A 26,117-nucleotide genomic window follows, 5' to 3' on the forward strand; every position below is an offset into this window, starting at 1 on the left:
CATAATCACAAGTTCCGTATTTTTGCATCCATCCATGGCGGAAGCAAAACAAAAATTTAATTATTCTCTGCTGCGCAGAGTACTACAACTTTCATTTCCCTATAAAAAACTTTTTTATTGGACGATATTTCTTGCGATCATCCAAGCCCCAATAGGCATCCTGAGGCCTCACCTGATCAATGTGATGGTGGATGAAAACATCATGAAAAATACACTGTCCGGATTGGGCAGACTGGTGATGTGGTATATGCTTGTGCTGGTGGGGTCAGTTTGGCTGAGATATATTTTTATATTGGCTACCAATCAATTAGGGCAATCCATTGTGAGAGATTTAAGGACACGGGTATTTAATCATATTATAGATCTTAAGCTGGCTTTTTTTGACAAGACTCCTATCGGCACTTCTACTACGCGTACCATCAATGATATCGAATCGATCAATGAAGTGTTCTCCGAAGGCGTCATCACTATACTTGCAGATATATTGGGTTTGATAGCAGTATTAATCATCATGTTTGTGGTGAGCTGGAAGCTTAGCCTGGTTTGTTTGACTACTTTGCCCTTCTTAATTTATGCCAGTTACCTCTTCAAAGAAAAAGTAAGAATATCTTTTCAGCAAGTAAGAAGTCATATAGCACGGATGAATTCATTTTTACAAGAGAGAATTTCCGGCATGAGGATTATTCAAATTTTCAATTCTGAGGAGCAAGAAAAATCCAAATTTAAAAAAATCAACAAAGACTATACCACAGCCAATATCAATGGTATATTTTATTATGCTGTCTTTTTTCCAGTAGTAGAATTGATCTCGGCGACCTCCCTGGCACTCATGGTGTGGTGGGGGGCTAACGGGGTGATTCAAGGAGAGGTTACTCTCGGCGCTTTAGTGGCCTTCCCGATCTATCTTACGATGCTATTCAGGCCTATTCGATTTATGGCAGACAAATTTAATACGCTGCAAATGGGGCTTGTGGCAGCGGAGAGAGTATTTGGCATTCTCGACAATACTGAAAGAATTGATAATAAAGGCACTGTAGTTGGAAAAAAATTAAACGGTGATATTGAGTTTGATGCGGTGAGATTTGGATATATTGAAAATCAGGAAGTGCTCAAAGGTATAAGCTTCAAAGTGCCAGGCCACACCACTTTGGCGATTGTAGGAAGTACAGGCTCAGGCAAAACGACCATCATCAGTGTCCTTGACAGGCTCTACGACATTCAACAGGGTACGATAAAAATAGATGGTAAAAACATTCAAGACTACGAACTCAGCTATCTGCGTAGCAGAATCGGAGTGGTCTTGCAGGATGTGTTTTTGTTTGGTGGCACCGTATTGGAAAACATTACTTTTAGACAAGGAGATATTCCCGAAGCGGAAGTAATTAATGCCGCCAAACAGATCGGGGCTCATGAATTCATCGAGAAATTGCCTGGAGGGTATGATTTTATCATCTCAGAGCGGGGATCCAATCTATCTATGGGACAGAGACAACTCATCTCTTTTGTGAGGGCCCTGGTGTTTAATCCGGATATCCTGATCCTGGATGAAGCCACATCGTCCATAGATCCCGAATCAGAATCTGTGATACAATATGCCATAGAAAAACTCATCGAAAAACGAACCTCTATCATCATAGCTCACCGGCTAAGCACCATACGCCATGCTAACCAGGTCATGGTCATGGATCATGGAGAAATCAAAGAAATCGGCACCCATGAAGAGCTCCTGGATCACCCAAGTGGATTCTATAGAAAGCTGTATGAATATCAGTTTTCGCGTATGGCAGAGGTAGATTAGGCAGTTTAAAAGACTTATTGCATTAGTTCGTCGATAAACCTGGAGAAATGAACCCTATTTGAGGTTAAATTTGTTATACTTTTTACAAACAGAAATCAAACTATCATGCAAACCAAACGATTTTCTACAACAGAGACCATTATGGGACTGATATTTATGGCAGCCATAGTATGGTTTATTTTCTTTTTATTTAAAAGCATATATAGTATCCTTGCGTTAGCAGCACCATTTTTGATTATCGCTGCCCTGGTCATCAATCGCAAAGTCGTATTGAGTTATGGCAAGATGGTACTTGGGCTCCTGCAGAAAAATACCATCACCGGAGTATTGGCCGTTTTACTTACCATTTTTGCGTTTCCATTTGTAGCGGCGATCTTACTTGCACTGGCGATCATGAATAAAAAAGCAGATACGATCATCGAGGGCGAGCGCTTAAAAAGAGATGGGATTCCGACAGATTTCAGAGAGTTGTCTTCTGCACCTAAAAAAGAATATGATGAGCTTTTTAAAAAATAATCTGAGCCTTATTTTTTCTTTTTCTGCAAACTTGAAAAAATAACCCAGGCCTGTTAAAATCAACCTGCTGGCGTGACCATATTTGAGTTCTATTTCCGATAGGCCTTAAAATTGAATTGCTTATTATTATCTTGCCCGATATGGCAGTTCTGGCTCTGATGATCCTATGTATTTATTCAGCTTTGATAGGTTTGGGCTTGTTGACATGGCATAGAGTGATACAAGCCCCCGTAAACCACTCCATACCGTCTGGCCAATCCATCAGCATAATCATCCCATATAGGAATGAAGCACGCTCCTTACCTCAGCTTTTGTCTCACCTTGATCGACAGGATTTGGACCCCGCGTTATGGACTTGTTTTTTTGTAAATGACCATTCGGAAGATGAGGGACCACAGATGATAGCTTCCCGCTTAAAACCCAACTACAGGATGCTGGATGCCATCGGGTCAGGGAAAAAAAATGCCATCAAAACGGCATTAGCCAGCATAGAGACCAGATCGATCGTGCAGACTGATGCTGATTGTTTGATGGGGGAGGCTTGGCTGTCGTCTTACCAATCTTTGGCTGGGAAGGATGAAAATATATTCTGTACTGCCCCAGTGGTGATTGTTCAACCACTCAGTATTTTAGATCATCTCCAGATGTTAGAAATGATGGCGTTGATGGGCATGACACTGGCTGGCATAGAGTCTGGCCGCTGGTATATGGCTAATGGAGCAAATATGTATTATTCAAGAGAGCTGGCTATCAGGCACTACTCAGACAAGGCCCCTGAGAAAGCATTTGCCTCAGGTGATGATATGGGTTTGGTCTATGCGGCCGCATCTGAACCCAATTATAAAATAAAATTTAATCTTCATCCAGATTCCATTGTGACTACCCCTTCTATCAATGGAATGAACCATTTGATCAGTCAAAGACTGAGGTGGAGTACAAAAAATTATAGTTCCAAAGACGGGGGCATGAAAGTAGCACTTGCTATTGCATTGTCTATCAATGTGACCAATGTCCTATTTGTCATTTTGACCTTATTCTATCCATCCTTATTTCCAGCTACTTTGATGATGTGGGTGAGTAAATTGACAATTGATTATTTATACCTCAAGTCAATGTCCTCATTTTATCATTATGGTATGCCGGTCGGCAAATATTTGTTATCATCTCTGATCTATCCTTTTTATATCAGTTTTGTCTTCATCTTGAGTATTTTTAAACGGAATTATGAGTGGAAAGGAAGGATCGCCAGATAATAAGCCAGCATATGACTATATCGTCGTAGGCTCCGGCTTTGGTGGCAGTGTGTCAGCCATGAGACTGGCACAGAAAGGATACCGGGTACTTATAATAGAAAAAGGCCGTCACTATACCTCGAGTGATTTTCCCAAGTCTAACTGGAATTTGCGCAAATATCTGTGGGTACCTGCACTCCATTGGTTTGGGTTTCTTAAACTAACCTTTTTTAAAAAATTATTTGTGCTGTCTGGAGTAGGCGTAGGTGGTGGCAGCCTGGTGTATGCCAATACTTTAATGGAACCCATGGATCCATTTTATAAGCATATACCCCTTCAGGATCACGATTGGAAGTCAACCCTAAGGCCATTTTTTGAAAAAGCCAAATTTATGTTGGGAGCCACTCCTGCAAAAAATCATTATGCAGATGATGTACTGCTCAAAGAGACTGCTGTAGAAATGGGATTTGAGAAGAGCTATAAGGGTGTCGATGTAGGCGTTTATTACGATGAAGACCAAACCCCCAAAGATCCCTATTTTAATGGCGAAGGCCCTATCAGAAAACCCTGTATCGAATGTGCGGGCTGCATGGTTGGGTGCAGGTACAATGCAAAAAATACGCTGGATAAAAACTATCTCTGGTTTGCTCAAAAATATGGAGCAACCATACTCGCTAACACAGAAGTCATAAAAGTTGAGACAGAACCCATCGGTGAATGTTATAAAATAACCACTAAAAAAGTAAATGCCTCAGGTGAGTCCGGTGTATTCATTTCGAAAGGCATCGTTTTTTCTGGCGGTGTACTTGGTACGTTAAACCTTTTATTCAGACAAAAATATCAGTATAAAACATTACCTGGCCTGTCTGACACTTTGGGTAAAAACATCCTCAGCAATTCAGAGTCCATCAGTGGTGTCATCGCTACCAAAGAAAAAATGAATTATGGAGTTGCGATCAGTTCGATCATTCAAGCGGACGAACACACACAGATAGAGCTATGTAAATTTCCAGATGGATCAGGATCATTGTTTAGAATGGCTTTTCTGGCCACAGGGGATGGTGCCCCTTGGATCAGAGCCTTGAAGGTGATCACAAATGTAGTCAGACATCCGATCACTACGATTAAATGGATCATAAAGGGTCATGATGCCCGACACGGCCTGGTCGTCCTGGTCATGCAGAGTCTTAAAAATGCGTTGGCGATGAAATGGACAGGAAGGAAAATGAGTTTGACTACCGGGCCGGGTGAACCCACTATACCGGTTTTTATCCCTGCGGGGTATAAAGCGATGAATATACTGGCCAGAAAGACAAATGGTGTCGCAGTACATGCACTGACCGAAAGCCTCCTCAATATGGCCACTACTGCCCACATCCTCGGAGGATGCCCTATGGGTCTTGATGACACCACCGGGGTCATAGATAAAAATTTTGCAGTGCATAATTATAAAAACATGTATATCCTGGACGGAAGTGTGATACCTGCCAACATCGGGGTCAATCCAAGCTTAACTATCACTTGCCTTGCTGAATACGCTATGGATAAAATAAATAATAAAAACTAAACACGAGTCGCATTCAATTAATCTTAACTTTACTCAAAATCAATATTATGTATAGTATCATCAAACATCTTCATTCAGGAATCAGATGGCTGCTTTTAATAGCCCTGATCTGGGCAATCTATGATGCATATAACAAGTGGAAATCCAGCATTGCTTATAATAAAGAACACAGCCGACCCTCATTTTTAGCTTTTGTGCTGGCTCACACACAATTATTGATTGGGATTATACTCTTTTTCATCACTCCACGGATCACGCAAAGTGAAGGCATGATGAAAGATAAAGTCATGCGATTTTTTGCGGTCGAACATCCGACCATGATGTTGATCGCATTAGGTCTTATTACGATAGGTTATCTCCAGGCCAAGAGAAATCAAAACGGTCTCGCGTTCAAAAAAATATTCTGGTATTACCTTATTGCACTAATTATCATTTTGGTCAGTATACCATGGCCCTTTCAGCAATATACCTCAGGTTGGTTTTAGCGAGTTAATAGCCTAAAGTTTTATACTCTCAGTACATTAACCTAGGGTATTTTCGCACCACGGTGGCTTCCGGGCTTTGTAAATTCTATAAAATTAGCAGGTCGCTTTTTTGCATCACAGCTCTCCTGCGGCTTTGGGTGCGCTTTAATTTTGCTGGTATTCACCATCTACAAGAGCCGCTCAGCCCTAATTCTTTTTAATATTTTCGACCTTGGTTTTGGCGTCTTCTACTTTTGAAGCTTGATTTTCGAGAGCCATTTGTTTACCTTTTTGTTCCTCTTCGTTTTTCTCAATATTTTTTTCTGCTTCTTTTATTTTTTCGTTGCAACGCTCGATTTCTTTGTGATAGTCTTCATTGTCTTTTTTGAGTTTCTTCATATCGCCGTCTAACTTTTTAAGGTCTTTTTCAACCAAAGCCAGCTCATCTTCAGCTTGTCTGACTTTTACAGTAGTAGCAAATTTAGCAAGCAATTTTCCTGCTTCCTGGTATTCTGCAGGATAAGTGCCTGAGCTTATATACCCTGTGCCCAGGTCAATCCACATATTCACCACTGATTTGCTGCCTACGGATTCTATTTTGCTATAGATATCTATGGGAGCACCGTTAGCTATCGTGGGTACTTTGGCATTGTCACTAAACCATTCATTCAATTTTTTATCCTTTTTGGTTTTGCCCTTGAAATCCTTGATGAAATCTTTAAATACATCATCCACATAATCTGCAGAAACTTCTGGGATTTCAATGGAGAGACTGGTCTGCTGGCCTTTACTCATTACTTTGCTGTCTTCCATGACCTGAGCAGAGGAGACAAAGCCAAAAAGTACAAGACAAAACGCGATTATTGGATACTTCATAAGTTTAATATTTTTTAGGACTGACGATTAATATGATGATAAAGTTACTATTCTTCAATTTAAGGTGCGCATAATTTTAATGCATTTTTAAGGACAGTAAATCTCGCTGGAAGGTGGCCAAGATACTCACCCTCTGTCTCCAGCTTAATGATATCATGCGGATCACAAGGCTCCAGCAGTAGCTCATCCGTGTTAAAAGCTAACACTTTTCTATGCTGATGTATCTGTCCGCTATAGAAATGTCTGCTAAATAATAAAACCTGCCACTTTGTCAAAGGTCTTACTGCAGTAACAGCCAAAAGCCCGTCATCATGCACCGCATGCGGGACCAGGCTAAGCCCACCTCCAGAATAAGGGCAGATACCAACATTGATTGTATAAAAAAAATCTTGTGCAGATCCACTGGACCAGGATAGTTTACTCTGTTGTAATTTATAACCAAAAAGACAGCGGAATATGAACCAAAGATATTGTAAACGGCCTACACCCGTCTTCTTCTTTTTGGACTCAATATAGTCAGCGACATAGGCATCGTAAGCCATACCGGCAACATTATTAAAAACCTCAGACTTTTTAAGTCCGGTCTCATCCATATATGCTACCTGACCCAAGTCCTGGACATAAGTTTTTTTCATTTTAACCATTTCTATCCACTCATGGATCTTGTGAGGGATCCTCCAATACCTTGCCCAATCGTTGCCGGTGCCTTTGGGGAATACTGTAAAGAGAGGCCCCGTCTCTTGCAGCTGAGCAGCATACATCGCTTTGATCACTTCATGAGCGGTACCATCACCTCCAAGGCTGACGATCATATCGGGATGATGGAGCAAAGCATCCTTCACCAAAGTACTGATCTGTGCTTGCGATGCAGACCAACGAATGTCGAACCGCCAACCCAACTCTAGGAGTTTAACTTCAAGCTCCATCCAGGATTTTTTTGCTTTGCCAGCTCCAGCTGTTGGATTGCCTATGAAGAATAAGTACATCAAAGGAGGAATTGAGTTTTATATTTATAGTGAATTTACAAATATGTGTGCAATGAACTACAGTAAAATATCCGCCTTCAAATTTTGGGGCCTCTGCGTCCTCTTGATGTTTACAATGTCAGCTCAAGCTCAATTTGATCCGGAACCCCTGCTCCATATTCATTCAGATTTTGAGGATACTACCTTCAACAATCGAAGGGTGCGTCACGTGGACCTGGAAGCTAAGATTATTCAGCTTAAAACAATTCCAGGATTTGAAGTAAAATTATTAGGTAAATCATTTTTAGGGAGAAATATTCACCTGGTAAAGGTCGGCCAGGGAGATACCAAAGTCTTGTTGTGGAGTCAAATGCATGGAGATGAATCTACAGCCACTATGGCCATACTTGATCTATTTAATTTTTTCACTACCACTGGGAGGTGGAGTGGCTTGAAGGAAAATATTTTAGACGAATGCACTCTATATTTCATCCCAATGCTCAACCCTGATGGGGCAGAATTATTTGTCCGGCGCAATGCACAACAAATCGATATCAACCGCGATGCCATCTACCTACAAAGTCCGGAAGCCAGAATACTAAAATCTGTTCGTGACAGTCTACAACCTGATTTTGGTTTTAATCTACACGATCAACATAAATATCACGCTGCCGGAGATCAAAAAACTCCTGCTTCCATCTCCTTATTGGCACCTGCTTACAATCAAGAAAAAGAAGTAAACGCAGTAAGAGAACATGCGATGCAAGTGGCAGGCGTAATACATAATACTTTAAAAAAAATCATCCCCATGCATATAGGCCGTTATGATGATGAACACGAACCACGAGCATTTGGGGACAATATCCAAAAGTGGGGAACCAGTACTATTCTTATTGAAACGGGGGCCTTTGAAAATGATCCAGAAAAACAATTTTTAAGAAAAGTGAATTTTATAGCCCTCTTGAGCGCATTAGAATCTATCTCTAACAAGGCCTATTATTCGGTCGATCTGCAAGATTACTGGTCCATCCCCGAAAATAAAAACAGGCTCAATGATTTTATCATCAAAAACATCACTATGGAAGATCATGGAGTTCAGTATCTCACCGATATATCCTACAATCGATCAGAGTTTTCCGGACTAGCCTCTATCCAGGATATGGGTGACCTCACCGTGTATAAAGGTTATGCAGAATGGGATGGAACAGGCAAAAGGTTGGTGTCCGGCAAATTGTATCCAGCACTCATAAAAAACCTAAAAAAACTGGACAAACTGGATCTGGACAACCTGCTGCATCAAGGGTATACGGAAGTCAGGTTAAAAAAAGTTCCCACCACAAAGTCAAAGGACACATCCCTGATAAGTATACTAAAGATAAATGAAACTAAAAATAACACCTTCATGCCCGGAAGCAATCCCAATGCCTTAATCTACCAGGGAGAAAAATTAATTTTTTTATTGAAAAATGGAAATTTAATCTCAATAGCCAATTAAATCCTAAATAATAAGTTAGTGTGATTGATTTAAGATTTTTATTGCGATATTCCGAAATCGGTGGAGCGCACCAGGACGCCACGAATCTATCGGCATAAGCTCAGATTCTGCTGTCGAATCATATAATGCAGTCCAGTGACACTGCAAGCCAATCATGCCATCCTCAGTACCAGCTATAAAATCATTTTTTGATTGTTGCACTTCGTACATTTTAATGCCATTGACCCATAAAGTTACTGATGGTATCGCACCTACCATTTTGACTTTTATTGAATTCCAATCTTTTGTGTTCCATACTTTTCTAATTTCTGTGGCTTGTGCGGGCACACCCACCTGAATTCTTTCGCCCATAAGATCACCAAGCCCACCAAGGATATCCAATTCTATCTGATATGCTGCCCCACCTTCATTGGATCGCAAAAAAATACCTCCATTGGAAAAAGAGTCAATCTTCGCTTCGAGGTACAACTCAAAATCCGAGTACTTCTTATCAGACAACAATACACCGCCCTGGCCGAACGGATATTGATGCACTGTTATCATGCCATCTATTACTTTAAAATCGGGCGTGGTGCCCTGGTGTGAAGACCGGCTGATATGCCATCCTTTTAAATTCTTACCATTAAAAATAGATTTAAAACCACGTGGTATTTGCGCCTGTAGCAAATCATTACAATTGAAACTGCCACAGAAAAAAAACAAAACAATCATTATTACTCTCATGGATCTCTTTTTAATTCCATGACCAATCTAAAACCTACATCGTAACCACTACCCGGTCCACCCGCATGGGTCATATAAGTTGCATTTTTGACATCGCCAAAAAAAGAGGCTCCTTTTAACACGTGTTGTTTGCCTTTATCAGGTGATAGCTCATCGGCAAATAATTTTTCATTGTAATAATCCCGGGTCCATTCCCACACGTTGCCCAGCATGTCGTAAATACCCCAGCTATTGGGGTTCTTTTGACCTACCATGGAAGTGGATTGACAGGCTATCACCGCACTGGACTGGATCTTGTCCCAGCTAATATCTTCTGTTATGCCTGCCCGCGCGGCATATTCCCATTCAAATTCCGTGGGCAGCCTGTAGTGGGCGTATTTTTTTTCCAATCGATTTAATTTTTTTATAAACCGCTGAGCCATCATCCAGGTAACATTTTCGACCGGATGTAAGTCACTTTGATCCATAACTTTGCCATTTTGAAAAAAGGAAGGATTCTTTTTTATTACAGAGCTCCATTGGCCTTGAGTGACTTCGTATTTTCCAATATAATAAGGTTTTTTAATTTGGACCCTAAAGCCAGGTCGAGCATCGCGCGCGGCAAGGCGGACTGCCTCCTGCCGCATAGATTCATCCAGGGGTAAGTCTGAGCCCCAGAGCACCATATTTGAAACTGTCGGCTGGAATCTGCCTGAGATATATTCACCTTTAGGGATTCTGACAAATTCTATTCCAAAATTATCGGTATAAACTTCCTGACCATAAACCAATGTGGTCAATATACAATAGCATAATATCCAATATGATTTCATTACTGAGCGTTCTGCTTTTTCAAACTGTCATTTAATGCTGATCTAAAATGACCACCCCATCTTTGACCATTACTACCTGGTTTGCCCTGAGACCAGTTTTGCGCTTCTCCCCTACCCAACTTGAATATTTCCAATAGTCGTTGATCCGGCATAGCATCCATATAAGCGGTCTGACGAATATCTTCCACTTCTTCGACCGTTACTGTTGATACCCTATTGCCCAGGTCATTGCTATTGCGAATATAACTCAATACAGAGGCTATCCACTCGTCACTTTGATGTTTTTGCGGTAGCATGACACCAGGATAGTTTTTACCATCTACGGGCCCCTTTAATCCATACAGCAAAATCTGAATAAGCATGATTTTATCGCCATTCACCCGAGGTGATCCTGCCAGTGGAGGAGCTATAGAGGGGATACCTTGTACGAGTACGCCTTTGCCGTCTGCCCCATGACAATTGGAACAGAATTGTTTAAATGTGATGGCCCCCTGGGCTAACAATTTTTTATCTCCCTTGTTGAGAAGTTTAATCCTGGATGCTTCTGCCTTTGCCCGTGCATGAGAGTCTAAAAATACTGCATGCGAAAATTGTATGAGTTCATTGCCAGAATTGGTCTCAAGAATATCCTCTACTATAGATCTTGCAGTAGCAGAGCCACTGGTCCTAAGGGATAAGTACAATTGGAATACCACATCTTGCTCAGGGTCATTTTTTAAAACTGCGAGCGACAGCATAAAGGCTGTATCTTCCTGCCTTATCCATTTTTCTCCAACCCAAATGGCTGCTTTTCTGATTTGAGGGTGTACAGAATGCAATACATTTTTAATAACGGATAGATCTATCACACCCAATCCTTCTAAAGTCCACAGTGCATGCAAAGCTGCAAGATGATTTTGCCCGGTTTTAATATCATCCAGAATTATTTTTTCCAACCTTGATTTTATGGAGGTATCACCATGTATGATCATAAGTTGTTGAGCCATATCCCTCCACCAACCATTGGGATGGGAAAGGTACGAGATTAGTTCCAGCGGTGATTTGTCTAGCAAGGATGGAAGAATATAATCTGGTCGAAAGTCTTTATGTCTTACTCTATAAATTCTACCCATATGCCTATTCTTGTCCAGGCCTAATGCTTTTATTTTTTTATTGAGATACGAATCTTCTTCTGCGAACTCGCCCTCCTGGATGATGCCATGATACATATCTACGATATAAAAACATCCATCAGGTCCAGTGTAGGTATTGACTGGTCTGAAGTTGAAATCGGATGAAGCAAGCCACTCTTTCTCCTGGTATACATTGTCCACGGTTCTTTTACCCAGTTGATTGTTTATAGTGCCACGCTTAATTATTCTAGCCACGGGCTCCGCAATAAAATAATCGCCATACATATCAGCAGGCATACGATCTCCTCTAAAAACTGATTGCCCGCAGCCTGAAGTAAAATGCGTGAGCGTGCTGTCTGAGGAACTTAACACATCAGGACCTCCCTGAGCATCTAGCGTACTCATGATAGGATATGGCACAGTAAATTCATCAGAATACTGATCAGTGAAATTGAGAGATCCATATGCAGGCATCTGATTAAATTGTACTACGGGCAGACCCGGACCAGCCTCAGAATAATACAGACGACCATAATCATCGGATGTCATACCCCACTGACCGATCATATTATCGATCATCGTATCGGCTACTAACAAACCATTTTTGTACTTAAAGCGGAGATTGTCCCTACTAGGATAAATCCAATTGTCCAGGTTCCAAATCAGGCCTCCATTCTGGTGTTCCATATTGCGGGCATCTAATGCTGAATTTTCAAAAACCAGCCTTTTCTGATCAGCTTTACCATCATGATCAGTGTCTTTGTAAGCATAAAGATGTTGCACATTCGTGACGCCTACGATCAGTTCATTCCCAATGGTCAAAATGACCCGAGGCAATAACAGACTATCAATAAACACACTTACTTTGTCCATCTTGCCGTCTCCATTGGTATCTTCCAATTTTTTTATCTGACTGGTGGATGCGAATTGGTCTGTGCCTCTGGCATCATTCATAAAAGTATTCATCTGTACCACATACATGGCGCCATTGCCATCCCAGGTTAACGCCACCGGATCCTGGATCATTGGTTCGGAGGCTACTAATTCGATCGAATACCCCGGTGGTAATTGTATTTTTTTTATACTTTCTGCCGGTGACAATGGAATGGGCGATGGATTACGGTCAATCTGCCTTTTTTCAAATTCAATCATTGTAGAATGGTGGCCAGGGAGCGACTGACAGGCTACAAGGCAAAACAACAAAAAGGTCAGTCCACTCAGTAAAGACATCCATCTTTTGCGTGATACCAAAAATGGAATATTATATGTTGTATCATCTGAAATCGAATCCTGCATGATCTGTTGATAGCGGTAAACCAATTTTGATTAAAACTTTTTAATTTCGGCAACTAACTTATCCAAATCCTGTAAAGAATGCAAGGCACTAATAATAATCCGCGTGTATAGTCTGTCTTTAGGACTTGGATAAGCAAAATGTGATATCTTGATTTTCTTTAATTCCAAATAATCTGTAAGCGCATGCCGGTCAGTGCAATAAACAGGTAAGCCCTGCGTGAATGTAAACATCGCAAGATCCTTGGTCATAGATATAAAATATGTGGTATTGTTTAAGAGAGCATGTTGTGCCTGGGCATAGATTTGATCTGCATGCAGGTAGGCGTGAACATAAGCGGGCACCATCGGTGAGCTGCCTCCAAATAAAGGGTGTGTACGGATCGAAGAGATATATTGCACCGGGCCAGCAATCACACCTCCAGGCAACCCCATGGCCTTGCCCAATGATGCGATGACTATAGTATTTGGATGCAATGCTAAGACTTCGTGATAAAGCCCACCGCAATTATGCCCTATCAATCCAATCGCATGGGAGTCATCCATGATCAATACAATTTCTTTGTCTTTAGGCAAACTGGTGATCCACGATAAGTCAGGACGGGTCCCTGTAAGTGCGTCGACGCTATTAAAAGTGATTACATGCCGATTATGTTCAGAGAGGTGGATATGATCCAATGAATCTTCGATAGAACAACTAAAATTGTTGGGTGAGTGATGATGATACCCGGGATGAATAGCTACGTGGGCATTGGTAGCAAAATGGTAGAAATAATCATCGCCGAGGACTTCAAGCATCAATCTGCCGGCCAATGTCCCGGAAGACACCAAAACAGAGGATTGAGCCCCTATCCATGCAGCCAATTTTTCTTCAGCTTGATTAAAAACCGGAATATCAATGCCTAATCTGCTCGCGCCATAATTAGTACCATAAAGGTCCAATCCTTGTTTGACCAAATCACCAAAATCCTGATTGGCATGAATACCCAGGTATCCGGTACCTCCATAATATAAATATTCCTGATCCTTATGCCAAATGGTTCTGTTCGGAATATGTCTTGCGTACTTCAACAATATAATCTTAGATAGGGTTTTTGACCAACAGCTCAGCACCTGTGCCAAACTTATCCGAAAATACTACGCTGCCGTAATGGAGATAAACACCTTTGGCAGGATCATTGGAGATCAGCATAGACCCATCTAAATCAGCGTAGTCTACCAGGGGAAGAATTTGAGCCAATGCTGAAATACCTATGGAAGTCTCGGTCATACAGCCAATCATAATCTTAAGCTCATACTGTCTGGCCATTTGGATCATGGCGATTGCAGGTGTGAGCCCACCACACTTCATAAGTTTAATATTGATGCCATGAAAAAGATCAGCACATTTTTCTATATCCTCGGCAGTATGACAAGATTCATCAGCAAATAAAGGGAGGGCGCTTTCATCGTATACTTCTGACATTTCATCGTCCATCATCGCAGGGAGGGGCTGCTCTATATAGTCCACATTGAGTTCTTGCAGGATGAATGAATATTCGATGGTCTGCTCTTTGGTCCAACCTTCATTGACATCTACTCTCAAAGACTTGTCAGTATGGGCCCTGATCGCGCGCATAATATCCATATCATGATCTGTGCCCAGTTTGACTTTATAGATGGGCCAGGGATGTTCATCAATATGTCTCAGCATGGCCGCCGTATCGTCAATACCTACGGTAAGACTGGACAATGGACATGAATCTGTCTCCATGCCCCACAGATCTATCAATCTCTTTCCTTGAAGTTTGCCATACAAATCGTGATAGGCCATATCCAAAGCACACAGGACAAATCGATCTTGTCCAAACATTTTAAGCAACTCCTTATATCTCGCCCCTGGTGGTATGATATCCATGGATTCGATCCATGATTTATGATCCAGCACCAATTGAACCATTTTCTCAAGATTTTTGCCATAATATAGAATCTCTGTGGCTTCGCCATATCCGGATGATCCTTCATGCTTCAATTCCAATATCATACATCTTCTATTGGCCGCACTGCCATGAGAAGTGGTGAATACTTTTCTTGTCTGTAGATTATAAGTATGTATCGTTAATTTCATGGCAATCTCACTTCAAGGCTAAATTCACTGGTATTTAATATTGCACTAGCGCCGATGGGCAAGGTACATTGATTTGCAATGTGCCCAATCGGGAATCCATACACCGCCGGCACCTTTAATTTCGCTATTCGATCCATCATGACTTCCCTCAGTGTAAAAGAATTAGAATCTGGTTTTTTCTCACAGCCTTCACATACGCCTACTATGACTCCTTTTATTTTTGAAAGCGGCAATGCCTGAAACATCTGAGTAAGCATCCTGTCAATCCGGTAGGGTGCTTCCTCAATATCTTCGAGAAAAAGCAAGGTATCTTTTTTAATCTTAAGATATTCAGTCCCACTCATGGCTGAAAGTAAGGAAAGATTGCCACCCCAAAGATGACCTCGTGCCTGACCATCGTTGATGACGAATCTATCAAAAGTGGTCTTGCCTTCCGCCGACACTGCATCATTTTCCTCACAAGGTTTTATCTGAAAGCTTTGTCCTGAAGATCCAAAAATCACTTTCCTGAGCATGTCCACACTATAAGCAGTAAAATCTGAAGATGCCACCGGGCCATGCAGGTTGTGTTGTCCTGCTTCAGTGTACAAGGCGAGATGCAAGGCTGTCACATCGCTATAACCAATCAATAATTTGGGATGTGTCCTGATAAGATCCAGGTCCAGATCAGGCAATAAATGGGTACATCCATACCCACCTCTAATGCACCAGATGGCCTTTATGGTGTCGTCGCGATACATCTCATGCAGATCGGAGAGTCTATTCTGATCCTTTCCGGCGAGATATCCGGCCTGATCCAAAATATGCCTGCCGGGCACCGGAATGAGTCCGATGGACTTCAAATTATCGATGGCTTTGTCGAGCTTTTCCTGGGTAATCGGGCTAGCAGGACAGATCAAGCCTACTTTATCTCCTGGCATTAAATAACGAGATTTTGTTTTCTCCGGCATACCCTGCAAGATAATCATACTTGCCCCTACCATGGTCTTATTAAATGCTCGTCTATTCATAACTTAAAGATATTGGGTCTGAATGATATTTAATCCATACGCCCCTTCCTCTTTCGTCGAAGATAATAATCCCTTAATCCATAATACTTGGCATCAAGGAGCCGTCCTTCTAGATTTGTTAGATCATGGCAGCAAAGTAAGATACTTGTGCTCCCCGTATTTAAAAAGAGTGAGTCTTTTCATATAAACCCTTTATTGATAAACGTATCTTTTAAAGGGTTTTTTCGTTTTTCCAAAGCATAACCGCTTCGAACTCTTTTTCAAAGTCTGCAATCATCCCGGCCATCTGAGTAGGATTATACTTTAATTCTGTTGCCAATAACTGGCAGAGCGGTTCAAAATACTTTTTAATTTTTTCCCGGCCGAAATATAATTGGCCAGTCCTCCTGATCAGAAAATCAGAGATAGTGCAGACCATTTCCTGTTGGATACCATAGATCAATTGGCCCATTTGCAACCTCAGTTCCGGATCGCTGACTTTGCCGCGATAATTTTCTGCCAGGGCAATCACCTGTTCTGTGTTGGTACCATACATATCAAAAAGCTTTCGCATGGTCTTATCCTCTACTTCCAGGTGTCTGCCTAATGAAATACAATAACTATATAATTTTTGAAATTCTTCTTCCGATTTAAACTCAGAACCACTGACATTAGACAGATCTGTGAGCGCTTCTTCATGGAGTACAGGTACTGACTTATGTTCTGTCTTTTTAAATTCATCAATGATCGTTTGTATGACTCTCTCTGCCATTTTTCGATAACCGGTAAGTTTACCCCCTGCGATACTAATCAGCCCGGTTTGACTTATAAAGACTTCGTCTTTTCGAGACAACTCCGAAAATGATTTACCCGGTTTATAAATCAAAGGCCTCAGTCCAGCCCAGGTAGAACTAATGTCCGAATCAGTAAGTGGTGCCTTTGGGAATAGATGATTGCAGCTCTGGAGTAAATATTCAACTTCCTTTCCGGTGGCTTGTGGGTGATCCTTATCCTCTTCATATGGAGTATCAGTCGTACCTATGTATGTATAGTCATCATGTGGAATAGCAAAAATCATTCGCTTATCTACGATAGACTCAAAGTACATAGGCTGCTTTAAAGGTAATTTTCTGAAAGGCACTACGATATGAATGCCCTTGGATAAAATCACTTTTTTGGAAGAATTTTTTTGAGCATCTAATTGAGCTACTCCATCGGTCCAGGGCCCGGTGGCATTCACTATATGATCGGCATAAAGCTCATAGGTTTGTTGATTCAGGTGATCCAATACCTTTACACCTGCGACTTTATCCATTTCGTAGATAAAATCTATGACCTCAGTATAATTAAGGGCAGTGGCTCCACTTTCGACGGACTTTTTGATGATCTCCAGGGTGAGTCTCGTATCATCTACTTTGTATTCATAATATAATCCGGCACCTTTGAGTTTATCCTCATTAAGGAGAGGTTCTGTTTTGCGGGCAGTTTGTTTCTTGAGCATTAATTTGTGCTCATTATTGCTCACTTTAGCCAACCAATCATACATCCACAAAGCAATAGAAGTCGTCACAGGTCCCAGTGTCCCGCCTTTGTAAAACGGGAGCAGCATTTTACTTTTTTTTACAAGATGCCGCGCATTGTTGTATACGATTTTACGCTCTGCTCCGGTCTCTTTGACCACTCCAAATTGAAGTTGTTTCAGATATCTCAGGCCACCATGTATCAGTTTGGTAGATCTGCTCGAAGTACCACTGGCAAAATCCTTTTTCTCCAACAAGGCAACATCAAAACCTCTGTTGACCCCATCCAGCAGAATACCTGCCCCGGTGATACCTCCTCCGATCACTAAAATATGCACTCTTTGCCTTGAAAGTTTATCAAGATAGGTGCTTCTATCGCCTGCTGAAAATGGAATCATTGGTGGGTCAAAAGTAGCTAATAATATTAAATAAAAATATAATGTATGATCGCCAAAAGCAGATTTCAAAGATTTTTAATTTTATGATTTTATTAGTAGCTTGGGCATTTTAAAAAAAAACGCAATTCATGTCCAGCGAAAGATATATCCTAGCCTTAGATCAAGGCACAACAAGTTCCAGGGCCATCCTCTTTGATGAAAAAGGGCTGATAGCCGGTGTAGCCCAACAAGAATTTACTCAAATCTTTCCACAACCCGGATGGGTAGAGCACAATGCGCTGGAGATTTGGGATACTCAGTTGATGGTTGCTCGCCAGGTGCTTAAAGATCACCAGGTGCAGGCAGATCAGATCGCTGCGATAGGCATCACCAATCAACGCGAGACTACCGTCCTATGGGATAAAATAACCGGGATACCTATATATAATGCCATTGTATGGCAAGATCGACGCACAGCCCCTATCTGTGAACAATTGAAAAGTGATAATCATGCTGACTATATCTCAGAGTATACCGGACTGGTGGTGGACGCCTATTTTTCCGGGACTAAGATTAAGTGGATACTGGATAATGTGTTGGGAGCCAGAGAAAAAGCCGAAGCGGGCCATTTATTGTTTGGCACCATCGATACGTGGCTGTTATGGAATCTGACCAATGGCCAGGTTCATGCTACCGACTACAGCAATGCCTCCCGTACCATGGTCTACAATATCCGATCCCTGGAATGGGATACTAAAATGCTCTCTATCCTTGATATTCCAAAAAACATTTTACCGGAAGTCTTGCCGTCTAGTGGTCACTTTGGAGAAACCGAGATCAGTTTGTTCGGATCTTCTATACCGATCACAGGCATTGCCGGTGACCAGCAGGCTGCCCTTTTTGGCCAGGCTTGCTTCACTGCTGGTATGGCCAAGAATACATACGGTACCGGATGTTTTATGTTGATGAATACCGGCGACAAATGTATCCGGTCTAAAAATGGTCTGTTGACCACGATCGCCTGGGGCTTAGATGGCAAAGTCACCTATGCCCTGGAGGGAAGTGTGTTCAATGCAGGATCTGCTGTGCAATGGTTGCGCGATGGTCTGGGTATCATCCAGGCTTCTCACGAAACTGAACTCATAGCAGCATCCGTAAAGGATACGGGTGGAGTCTACCTGGTACCTGCGTTTACCGGTATGGGAGCCCCTTACTGGGACATGTATGCAAGGGGTACAATACAAGGGCTCACCCGTGGTACTACCAGGGCACATATCGTCAGGGCTACGTTGGAATCTATGGCTTACCAAACCCGAGATGTACTTGATATCATGGCGCAGGAATCTGGCATTCGACTCCAGGCTTTGCGTGTCGACGGAGGCGCATCTGCCAATAATTTTTTGATGCAATTTCAAGCTGATATCCTGATGACGGAAGTGCAGCGACCTACCATCATAGAGACCACGGCGCTAGGTGCAGCTTACCTGGCAGGCCTGGCGATCGGTCTGTGGACCAAGAAAGAGATTAATGAGCTTTGGTTGATTGATGCCCAATTCAGCCCAGACATCTCCAAAGAAACTTCTGATGCCCTGCACAAAGGATGGAAAAAAGCTGTAAGCCGAAGTCTGGATTGGGAGGAACGGTAGGCTAGTTTTTGACTTCCAGCTTTAAGGCGGGTTTTAAAGTCCCTCGATGGCAGGATATGCAGTTGACTACTGGTCTTTTGCTCAAACCATCGATAGTTTTGAGTTTTTCATTAATCATTGTACCGAGATTGACCATATCGCGGGCGATGGATTTTTGCTTTTTTTCATCAGATGCAAAATCATCCGTACGATGACAATGGCTGCAGCTCACGCCAAGCGCTTTGCTCCATGCGTCCATTGCATAGACCAGATTTTCTGCCGGAAATCCGCCCAATACCTGCAAGTTAACAAAGATTGAATCTACAGTAATTTGCTCTTTGCCTTTTATGGCTAGTTTAACCTTATCTATGTATTTCTGGCGTTCAGCCTGTAGTGAATCTGTAAAAGCCGCAGGAGATGCAGGAACGAAAACTTCACGGTGCATGGAAGTCAGCACGAAAAATGAGACACCTAATAATCCCAGAGTAAAGCGAATGGGCATAGTCGATTGATTTAAACTTTTTTTATAAACGAAATATTTGAGCCATTCGCTTTTCAAGTAATAAAAAACAGTATCTATTGGGTATTCTATTAGATAACAGATGGTTTGTGTATTTTCATTCTTTTAATATACTTCTTATGAAAAAACTTAATCAAAGTTCACTATCCCGTCGGGCATTCATTAAACAGTCGGCTGCTACGGCAACCGGATTTTTTATCATTCCCAGACATGTATTGGGCGGTTATAAAAAAGACGGTTCAAGATATATAGCCCCCAGTGACATCATCTCCTTAGGTATGATCGGATGTGGCAAACAAAGCAAGTCACTGGTAAACTCTTTTATAACTACCGGAGAAGCTCGATTTGTAGCGTTGAGTGAGGTATATGATGCCAAAGCTCAGGTGCTCAAAGAAAGATTGAAATCGATTTATTCTGAAGCCCCTACCCTGGGTAAGTATCAAGATCTGCCCGTGTACAAAAACTATAGAGAACTCTTAGCTCGAAAAGATATTGATGCGGTACTTATAGCCACCCCAGATCACTGGCATGCGGTCATAGCCGTGGAAGCTGCCAAAGCAGGCAAAGACATCTATGGTGAAAAACCCTTATCTCTAACAGTCCGTGAAGGCCGGGCAATGGTAGAAGCAGTCAGGAAGAATAATCGCATTTTTCAAACAGGCAGTATGCAACGCTCCTGGCCTGAATTCAGACAAACTGCAGAGTTGGTGCGCAATGGATATATCGGCGACATCAAACATATCAAAGTCAATGTAGGGCCTCCTCCCATCAAATACAACCTGCCTGAAGAGATTATACCGACCGGACTGGATTGGACCAGATGGTTGGGACCAAATGATCCGGTAGTTTTCAATAGCGAACTGGCTCCACCAATTTCCAAAGATGTATTCCCTAACTGGAGGCTGTACAAAGAGTTTGGAGGAGGTATGGTGACTGACTGGGGAGCCCATATGTTTGATATCGTGCAGTGGTCTTTGGATATGGATCAGAGTGGACCAGTGGAGGTAATTCCTCCTGATGGCAAAGAACATCCATTCCTAACCTATAGATACAAGAATGGCATCACCATGACACATGAAAAATGGGACTGGAACAATGCGATCCATTTTGTCGGCACTGAGGGCGAAATAAAAGTACAACGCAAAAAATTAGAAACTACTCCCCCTGCCTTAAAAGATAAAGTCATCGGTGAAACAGAAAAACACGTGTACAGAAGTGACAATCATTATAAAGATTTTATAGCGTCTATGCGCACGCGTAAACTGCCCATCTGTGATGTTGAGATCGGGCATCGCACCGCCTCCGTGTGCAATATTGGCAACATCGCGTATCAATTAGGCAGGCCATTGAAGTGGAATCCCAAAAAAGAAATGTTCAAAGGGGATGCAGAGGCAAATGGTTTGCTGGGAAGAAATTTGAAAAATGGTTTCACTATCTGATTTTCAAAGAAACCATATCACTTTATTTGTACCTATTTATTTAAAGAAAACTCTGGTCATCTAATAAGGACAGAAAGTTTTTTACTTTTAGCCGGCGATGACAGACCAATTTTTTATGGAGAAAGCGCTTGAACAAGCGCTTCAGGCATATGAACAAGATGAAGTACCTATAGGGGCCATCTTAGTAAGTAATCTACATATCATAGGCCGCGGGCAAAATCAAACAGAACATCTGCAGGATATTACCGCGCATGCGGAAATGATCGCCATGAGTGCCGGATTTGAATTATTAGGGTCCAAGTATCTGGAAGACTGCACGCTGTACGTGACCCTGGAGCCTTGCGTGATGTGCGCAGGAGCACTTAGGTGGGCACAGATCGGCAGGATAGTCTACGGAGCCGGAGATGATAAATACGGCTTCATGAAATTTGGCAAAGAAATATTACATCCCAAGACCAAACTGGAATATGGTCTGCTGGAATCAGAATGTAGTGCAATCATCAAACAATTTTTCAAGTCAAAAAGAAAGTAAAGCCCTCCTTTGAAATTCAGATTCTCTTAAAGTCAGTTAAATCCCGAGTTAAATAGTCTTAAGATGATACATAATAGATCTTAACACAGTCTAATTTGTATAGCAATAAAAACGCAACCATGACAAAACTTATTTACACCGGAATTGCTTTGATAATACTTTCTTCCTGTGCGCCCTCACTGAGCCCTTATACTCAGAAACTATATGATCGATATGAATGGAAAGAGGCCGATCTCAAAAAAGTCCAGTTTTACCTTAGCGATGACATCGTACTTAGAAGAAAAGCAGGATCAGGCAAGGCAGAGATCAATCAGGGGCAGATCAAAGTGATCGATGGCACCAGATATGAAATCGTAAAATTTAAACGAGGTACTCCGGGCGTGCTGCTCTTTATGCCCAAAGAAAACAGGATGGCTATCAGCTTTGAAGAAGGAAAAGCCAATGATGCCAATTATCTCATGTTTGGCCCTAATCCTACGGTCAACAATCAATATGTATTATTGGCGGCAGATTGGGACAAACGCTCCGGAGAAGTCACCTATCAAGGCAAAAAATGGGAGACCAGCAGCCACAGTGCTTTTGCCGGCCTCGAAATCAATTTAAAAAATATAGACCAATATAATACCGAAGCACGGGTAGCTAAGGGCAGGACGGTGGAGTGAAGTCAGATGTCTGATTTCTGAGATCTGATTCTCACTTAAGCCAATGATCGAGGTAGTCCAAATAAGTCTGCCATAACCTTACCTGGCTGGCTCCACTGTAGGCTACGCCATGATGTCCGGGAGGGTATATCCTCAGCTCTATTTCTTTGCCTGCGTCAGTGGCTAATTTGACAAACTGAAATGTGTTGATCACATGGACATTGTCGTCTTCCAGGGAGTGTGCTATCATCAAATGGTCTGTCAGGTTTTTGACAAAATTTTGTGGTGCGTTGTCTTGATAAAGCTCCTCGTTCTCAGGAATTAATCCCATGTATCGCTCGGTCCAGATATTGTCATAAAGTTTATAGTTGGTCACCGGAGCCCCAGCTATCCCTACTTTAAAGGCGCCAGGGTGTTTGGTCAGGGTATAAGTCGTAGTGAAACCGCCATAACTGTGACCTTGGATAGCCATCCGAGATCTGTCCAACCAGGTGTACTTAGCTGCAAGGGCATCTGCAGTGGCTACGAAATCCTCTGTCTCCAACTTGCCAAGTTGTTCATATACCGATTCCATAAAATCCCTTCCATATCCTGTACTACCCCGATTGTTGACTGAAGCTATTACGTAGCCGCTTTGTGCCAGATATTGTTCATACGGATTGGCGCCCCATTGATCGTATACGCTTTGGGCACCAGGACCACCATATATGGACAAGACCATCGGGTATTTTTTATTTGGGTCAAAGTCCATCGGTTTAATCAGGTAGATATCCAGATTGCGGCCATCCTGAGTCCGGATTGACTCTAATTCTTTAGGAGCATATGCATGTGCCTGCACGAAGGCTTTGACACCTTCATTGGTTTGCCAGCTTTTTTTAAGCACCCCGTCAGTATTACGGATCTCTACCTGCTTTGGCATTTGTGTATTGGACCAGGTATCGATAAAAAATCCTCCTCCCGGGGCAAACTGGATGATATGTCGGCCATGGGTAGTGGTAATTTGCGTCTTACCGGAACCATCCAGATTTATTTTATACAAATGCCTTTCCAATCCAGAAGCTTCGGTACTGGTATAATATAAAAGCCTGGTCTGCGGATCTACCGACTCGACAGTCATTACATCCCAGTCACCTTTGGTCACCTGGCTCAGCATTTTTCCATTATAATCATATCGGTATACATGCTGATAACCATCCCTATCAGATATCCAATAATATTCGTTTACATTTTTGGGAAAGAAAAAATGGTGCATGATCCCTGAAAAGAAATTGAAGATATCCATCCATCCTTTGGAGTCTTCCTGCATAGTACTGCCAGCCTGGCCTGTCTTGCGATTGACCATGTATAAGTCTAATTTCTTTTGTTTTCGGTCGAGGTGCACTACGGCAAGTTTTTGAGGGTCAGAAGTCCAATAAATCCGTGGAAAAAATCCCCCTGCCAATGGAATGTCAGCCCAGGTAGTCTTGCCTTTTTTTATTTCGACAATACCTATTTTGGCCATGGGCACCGGATCGCCAACGCGTGGATAAGGGATCTTTTTGTAATCGGGATGCATGCCACTCAGATCTGAGTATTGATAGATGGGCACTGCACTTTCATCTATATGCCAATAAGCTATGCTTTTACTATCGGGATTCCACTCCCAGGCCCTGACCAGGCCAAATTCTTCCTCGTATACCCAACCAAAACGACCGTTATAAATGGTATTGGTACCATCTTTGGTCAATTGTTTTTCTTTTTTAGATGCCAGGTTTAATACATACAAATTGCCATTACGCTCATACGCCACTGACTCACCGTCGGGTGAGACTTGGGATGTGTAGGCGTCTTTAGCGACCAAGCGAAGAGATTTGTCTTTTAGTGAATACAGATAATAATCAGCATTGCCACTGTTGCGCCAGACTTGTCTGAAGTTTGTCCTAAATAATAAATAATTAAAATCACTGGTCCATTCGAAAGCGTCATATTGAAATGGTTGGCCCGTCCCGGGCAGTTTTAAATTGCTGCCATCAAATACAATATCATCTATCCCGGTAGCCGGGTCGTAGGTATTTATTTTGCCCGGGGATTTTATATACGAAAACTGATTGCCATCCCTGATCCAATTTACACTTTGTGGGCCACCTGAGCCATTGAGTTTGCCACTACTAAAGAGTGCATCCTGCATTGAAGTGTATTTTGCCTGGCCATGAGCCGCAAGGACAATGAAGAAAAAGAACAGGAAATAACTGAATCTGGTCATAATAGTTTTTAAAATATTTAGTACAAAGCTAAAATATGGTATCATTGCAAACGACTATTTGGACAAAAAAACACTTCATATCGTCACTTTGGAGATCCCGTATCCCCCGAATAAGGGGAGTACTTTTGATATGTATTATAGAATTAAAGCCCTCGCTGAAGCAGGAGTCGAGATTATATTACATTGTTTTTATAAATCCTTTGTGGTAGAAACTGCTTTAGCACCATACTGCAAAGTCGTGTACCTGTATGCGCGTAAACCATTGTGGAAAATCCACTCTTTGAGCATACCCTTATTTGTGCAAAGCCGGCGAAATGACCAATTGATCGACATGCTCAGCCAGGATGACCATCCTATCTTATATGAAGGCTTGCACACCACTTTTACGCTGACCGATCAAAGACTAAGACACAAAAAAAAATATATCCGCCAGCATAATATGGAGGCAGCATACTATCATCATCTCCGGTCCCAAGAAACAAATCCATTGAAAAAAATATATTATGCTATTGAGACTTATTTAGTCAAAAAATACGAACCTGCTGTACTATTCGATGCTGATCATTTATTTGCAATTTCGGAGCTAGAAAACCAGACTTACAAGACACTGGGATATAATGTTACCTGGCTACCACCTTTCCTCGATCATACTTTTACTTCCAAGACTGGAAGAGGAAGCTATGCTTTATATCACGGCGATCTCAGTATCAAAGAAAATGAAGCTGCTGCCCTATTTTTAATTGAAAAGGTTTTTAAACAATTGGACTATGCGTTAGTAGTGGCAGGCAAAAAACCATCTTCTAAAATAAAGTCTCTCATCTTCAAAAATAAAAAATTTACGCTTCATGACACGCCCTCTACTGGTATGATGCAAGAACTTATCCGCGACGCACATATTATATTGGCACCATTTTCTCAGACCACTGGCTATAAGATCAAGTTGTTGGAATCACTTACTAAAGGAAGACATATCATTACAACTTCAAATGTCAGAGTTTACCAGGAGCTGAGCCCTTGCCTACATTTTGCGTGTGACGAGGATACAGACTGGATCGATCAAATTCAAACTTTGGTTGGTAGGGAGTTTACGGAGGAGGAAAAAGATAGCAGATTAAAAGTGATGGATCATTGGTTCAATCCAAAGGTCAATATAGAGGAGTTTATTGCAAAAATCTTTGGATAAGTGTGTTGCACTTAAATTATAAACGAGGTTCGTGCTTTCTAGTATTTCCTTGCCGAATCCCGCTTTTGCCACAAGTCAGGTCGTCAGCG

Annotated in this window: 22 protein-coding genes; 11 read left to right on the plus strand and 11 right to left on the minus strand. The window is 41.9% G+C overall.

Annotated features, from left to right (window positions below):
- Nucleotides 1-34 precede the first annotated feature (34 nt).
- The 5 genes from IPJ09_10795 (at nucleotide 35) to IPJ09_10815 (ending at nucleotide 5,598) form a co-directional block, all read left to right on the plus strand.
- Entirely contained in the window at nucleotides 35-1,798 is a 1,764-nt protein-coding gene (locus IPJ09_10795; protein MBK7371906.1) for an ABC transporter ATP-binding protein, read from the plus strand.
- Nucleotides 1,799-1,903: 105 nt separating this feature from the next.
- Nucleotides 1,904-2,314, plus strand: coding sequence for a hypothetical protein (locus IPJ09_10800; protein ID MBK7371907.1), 411 nt, complete (start codon nucleotides 1,904-1,906; stop codon nucleotides 2,312-2,314).
- Nucleotides 2,315-2,454: 140 nt separating this feature from the next.
- Entirely contained in the window at nucleotides 2,455-3,567 is a 1,113-nt protein-coding gene (locus IPJ09_10805) for a glycosyltransferase (GenBank protein ID MBK7371908.1), read from the plus strand.
- A complete protein-coding gene (locus tag IPJ09_10810) occupies nucleotides 3,539-5,113 on the plus strand; it encodes a GMC family oxidoreductase (GenBank protein ID MBK7371909.1) in 1,575 nt (524 codons plus the stop codon). Before IPJ09_10805 ends, IPJ09_10810 begins: the two co-directional genes overlap by 29 nt.
- A 47-nt stretch (nucleotides 5,114-5,160) precedes the next feature.
- Nucleotides 5,161-5,598 carry a cytochrome B gene (locus IPJ09_10815; protein MBK7371910.1) on the plus strand — a complete coding sequence of 146 codons (438 nt, stop codon included), beginning with the start codon at nucleotides 5,161-5,163 and terminating at the stop codon, nucleotides 5,596-5,598.
- Nucleotides 5,599-5,784: 186 nt separating this feature from the next.
- Here the strand turns inward: IPJ09_10815 and IPJ09_10820 are convergent, their stop codons facing one another.
- Complete coding sequence (locus IPJ09_10820; protein ID MBK7371911.1) at nucleotides 5,785-6,453, minus strand: hypothetical protein; 669 nt, start codon at nucleotides 6,451-6,453, stop codon at nucleotides 5,785-5,787.
- Between the two features lie 59 nt (nucleotides 6,454-6,512).
- Nucleotides 6,513-7,439 (minus strand): hypothetical protein, encoded by a 927-nt coding sequence (locus IPJ09_10825; GenBank protein MBK7371912.1) that lies wholly within the window; start codon nucleotides 7,437-7,439, stop codon nucleotides 6,513-6,515.
- 52 nt (nucleotides 7,440-7,491) lie between these two features.
- Between IPJ09_10825 and IPJ09_10830 the strand changes: the two genes are divergently transcribed.
- Nucleotides 7,492-8,913, plus strand: a complete 1,422-nt coding sequence (locus IPJ09_10830; GenBank protein ID MBK7371913.1) for a peptidase M14 — start codon at nucleotides 7,492-7,494, stop codon at nucleotides 8,911-8,913.
- A 15-nt stretch (nucleotides 8,914-8,928) separates the two neighbouring features.
- Here IPJ09_10830 and IPJ09_10835 read toward each other — a convergent pair whose 3' ends face one another.
- The 7 genes from IPJ09_10835 to IPJ09_10865 form a co-directional block, all read right to left on the minus strand.
- A complete protein-coding gene (locus IPJ09_10835; protein MBK7371914.1) occupies nucleotides 8,929-9,636 on the minus strand; it encodes a DUF1080 domain-containing protein in 708 nt (235 codons plus the stop codon).
- Nucleotides 9,633-10,448: a formylglycine-generating enzyme family protein gene (locus IPJ09_10840; protein MBK7371915.1), complete on the minus strand. Its 816-nt coding sequence runs from the start codon at nucleotides 10,446-10,448 to the stop codon at nucleotides 9,633-9,635. Before IPJ09_10840 ends, IPJ09_10835 begins: the two co-directional genes overlap by 4 nt.
- Complete coding sequence (locus tag IPJ09_10845; protein ID MBK7371916.1) at nucleotides 10,448-12,811, minus strand: cytochrome C; 2,364 nt, start codon at nucleotides 12,809-12,811, stop codon at nucleotides 10,448-10,450. The genes IPJ09_10840 and IPJ09_10845 overlap by 1 nt, the downstream gene beginning before the upstream one ends.
- A 75-nt stretch (nucleotides 12,812-12,886) precedes the next feature.
- Nucleotides 12,887-13,924, minus strand: a complete 1,038-nt coding sequence (locus IPJ09_10850; protein MBK7371917.1) for a pyridoxal phosphate-dependent aminotransferase family protein — start codon at nucleotides 13,922-13,924, stop codon at nucleotides 12,887-12,889.
- Between the two features lie 10 nt (nucleotides 13,925-13,934).
- Nucleotides 13,935-14,960, minus strand: a complete 1,026-nt coding sequence (locus tag IPJ09_10855; GenBank protein ID MBK7371918.1) for a dipeptide epimerase — start codon at nucleotides 14,958-14,960, stop codon at nucleotides 13,935-13,937.
- A complete protein-coding gene (locus IPJ09_10860; protein MBK7371919.1) occupies nucleotides 14,957-15,970 on the minus strand; it encodes an LD-carboxypeptidase in 1,014 nt (337 codons plus the stop codon). The genes IPJ09_10855 and IPJ09_10860 overlap by 4 nt, the downstream gene beginning before the upstream one ends.
- A 211-nt stretch (nucleotides 15,971-16,181) precedes the next feature.
- Complete coding sequence (locus IPJ09_10865; GenBank protein MBK7371920.1) at nucleotides 16,182-17,936, minus strand: glycerol-3-phosphate dehydrogenase/oxidase; 1,755 nt, start codon at nucleotides 17,934-17,936, stop codon at nucleotides 16,182-16,184.
- A 59-nt stretch (nucleotides 17,937-17,995) separates the two neighbouring features.
- Here IPJ09_10865 and glpK point away from each other — a divergent pair, with 59 nt between their 5' ends.
- On the plus strand, nucleotides 17,996-19,492 hold the full coding sequence (glpK, locus tag IPJ09_10870) for a glycerol kinase GlpK (protein MBK7371921.1): 1,497 nt from the start codon (nucleotides 17,996-17,998) through the stop codon (nucleotides 19,490-19,492).
- A 1-nt stretch (nucleotide 19,493) separates the two neighbouring features.
- On the opposite strand, the gene IPJ09_10875 is transcribed toward glpK, so the two are convergent.
- Nucleotides 19,494-19,973 carry a c-type cytochrome gene (locus IPJ09_10875; protein MBK7371922.1) on the minus strand — a complete coding sequence of 160 codons (480 nt, stop codon included), beginning with the start codon at nucleotides 19,971-19,973 and terminating at the stop codon, nucleotides 19,494-19,496.
- Between the two features lie 137 nt (nucleotides 19,974-20,110).
- Between IPJ09_10875 and IPJ09_10880 the strand changes: the two genes are divergently transcribed.
- The 3 genes from IPJ09_10880 to IPJ09_10890 all read left to right on the plus strand — a co-directional run bounded on the left by IPJ09_10880 (nucleotide 20,111) and on the right by IPJ09_10890 (nucleotide 22,624).
- The gene (locus tag IPJ09_10880; protein ID MBK7371923.1) at nucleotides 20,111-21,430 is read left to right on the plus strand and encodes a Gfo/Idh/MocA family oxidoreductase; all 1,320 of its coding nucleotides are present in this window, start codon (nucleotides 20,111-20,113) and stop codon (nucleotides 21,428-21,430) included.
- A gap of 97 nt (nucleotides 21,431-21,527) precedes the next feature.
- Nucleotides 21,528-21,962: a nucleoside deaminase gene (locus IPJ09_10885; GenBank protein MBK7371924.1), complete on the plus strand. Its 435-nt coding sequence runs from the start codon at nucleotides 21,528-21,530 to the stop codon at nucleotides 21,960-21,962.
- A 119-nt stretch (nucleotides 21,963-22,081) separates the two neighbouring features.
- A complete protein-coding gene (locus tag IPJ09_10890; GenBank protein MBK7371925.1) occupies nucleotides 22,082-22,624 on the plus strand; it encodes a hypothetical protein in 543 nt (180 codons plus the stop codon).
- A gap of 31 nt (nucleotides 22,625-22,655) precedes the next feature.
- Here IPJ09_10890 and IPJ09_10895 read toward each other — a convergent pair whose 3' ends face one another.
- The gene (locus tag IPJ09_10895; GenBank protein ID MBK7371926.1) at nucleotides 22,656-24,845 is read right to left on the minus strand and encodes a S9 family peptidase; all 2,190 of its coding nucleotides are present in this window, start codon (nucleotides 24,843-24,845) and stop codon (nucleotides 22,656-22,658) included.
- 58 nt (nucleotides 24,846-24,903) lie between these two features.
- On the opposite strand from IPJ09_10895, the gene IPJ09_10900 reads away from it, so the two are divergent.
- A complete protein-coding gene (locus IPJ09_10900) occupies nucleotides 24,904-26,028 on the plus strand; it encodes a glycosyltransferase (protein ID MBK7371927.1) in 1,125 nt (374 codons plus the stop codon).
- Nucleotides 26,029-26,117 lie beyond the last annotated feature (89 nt).

Source organism: Saprospiraceae bacterium, assembly GCA_016709995.1.
Classification (GTDB): Bacteria; Bacteroidota; Bacteroidia; order Chitinophagales; family Saprospiraceae; genus JADJLQ01.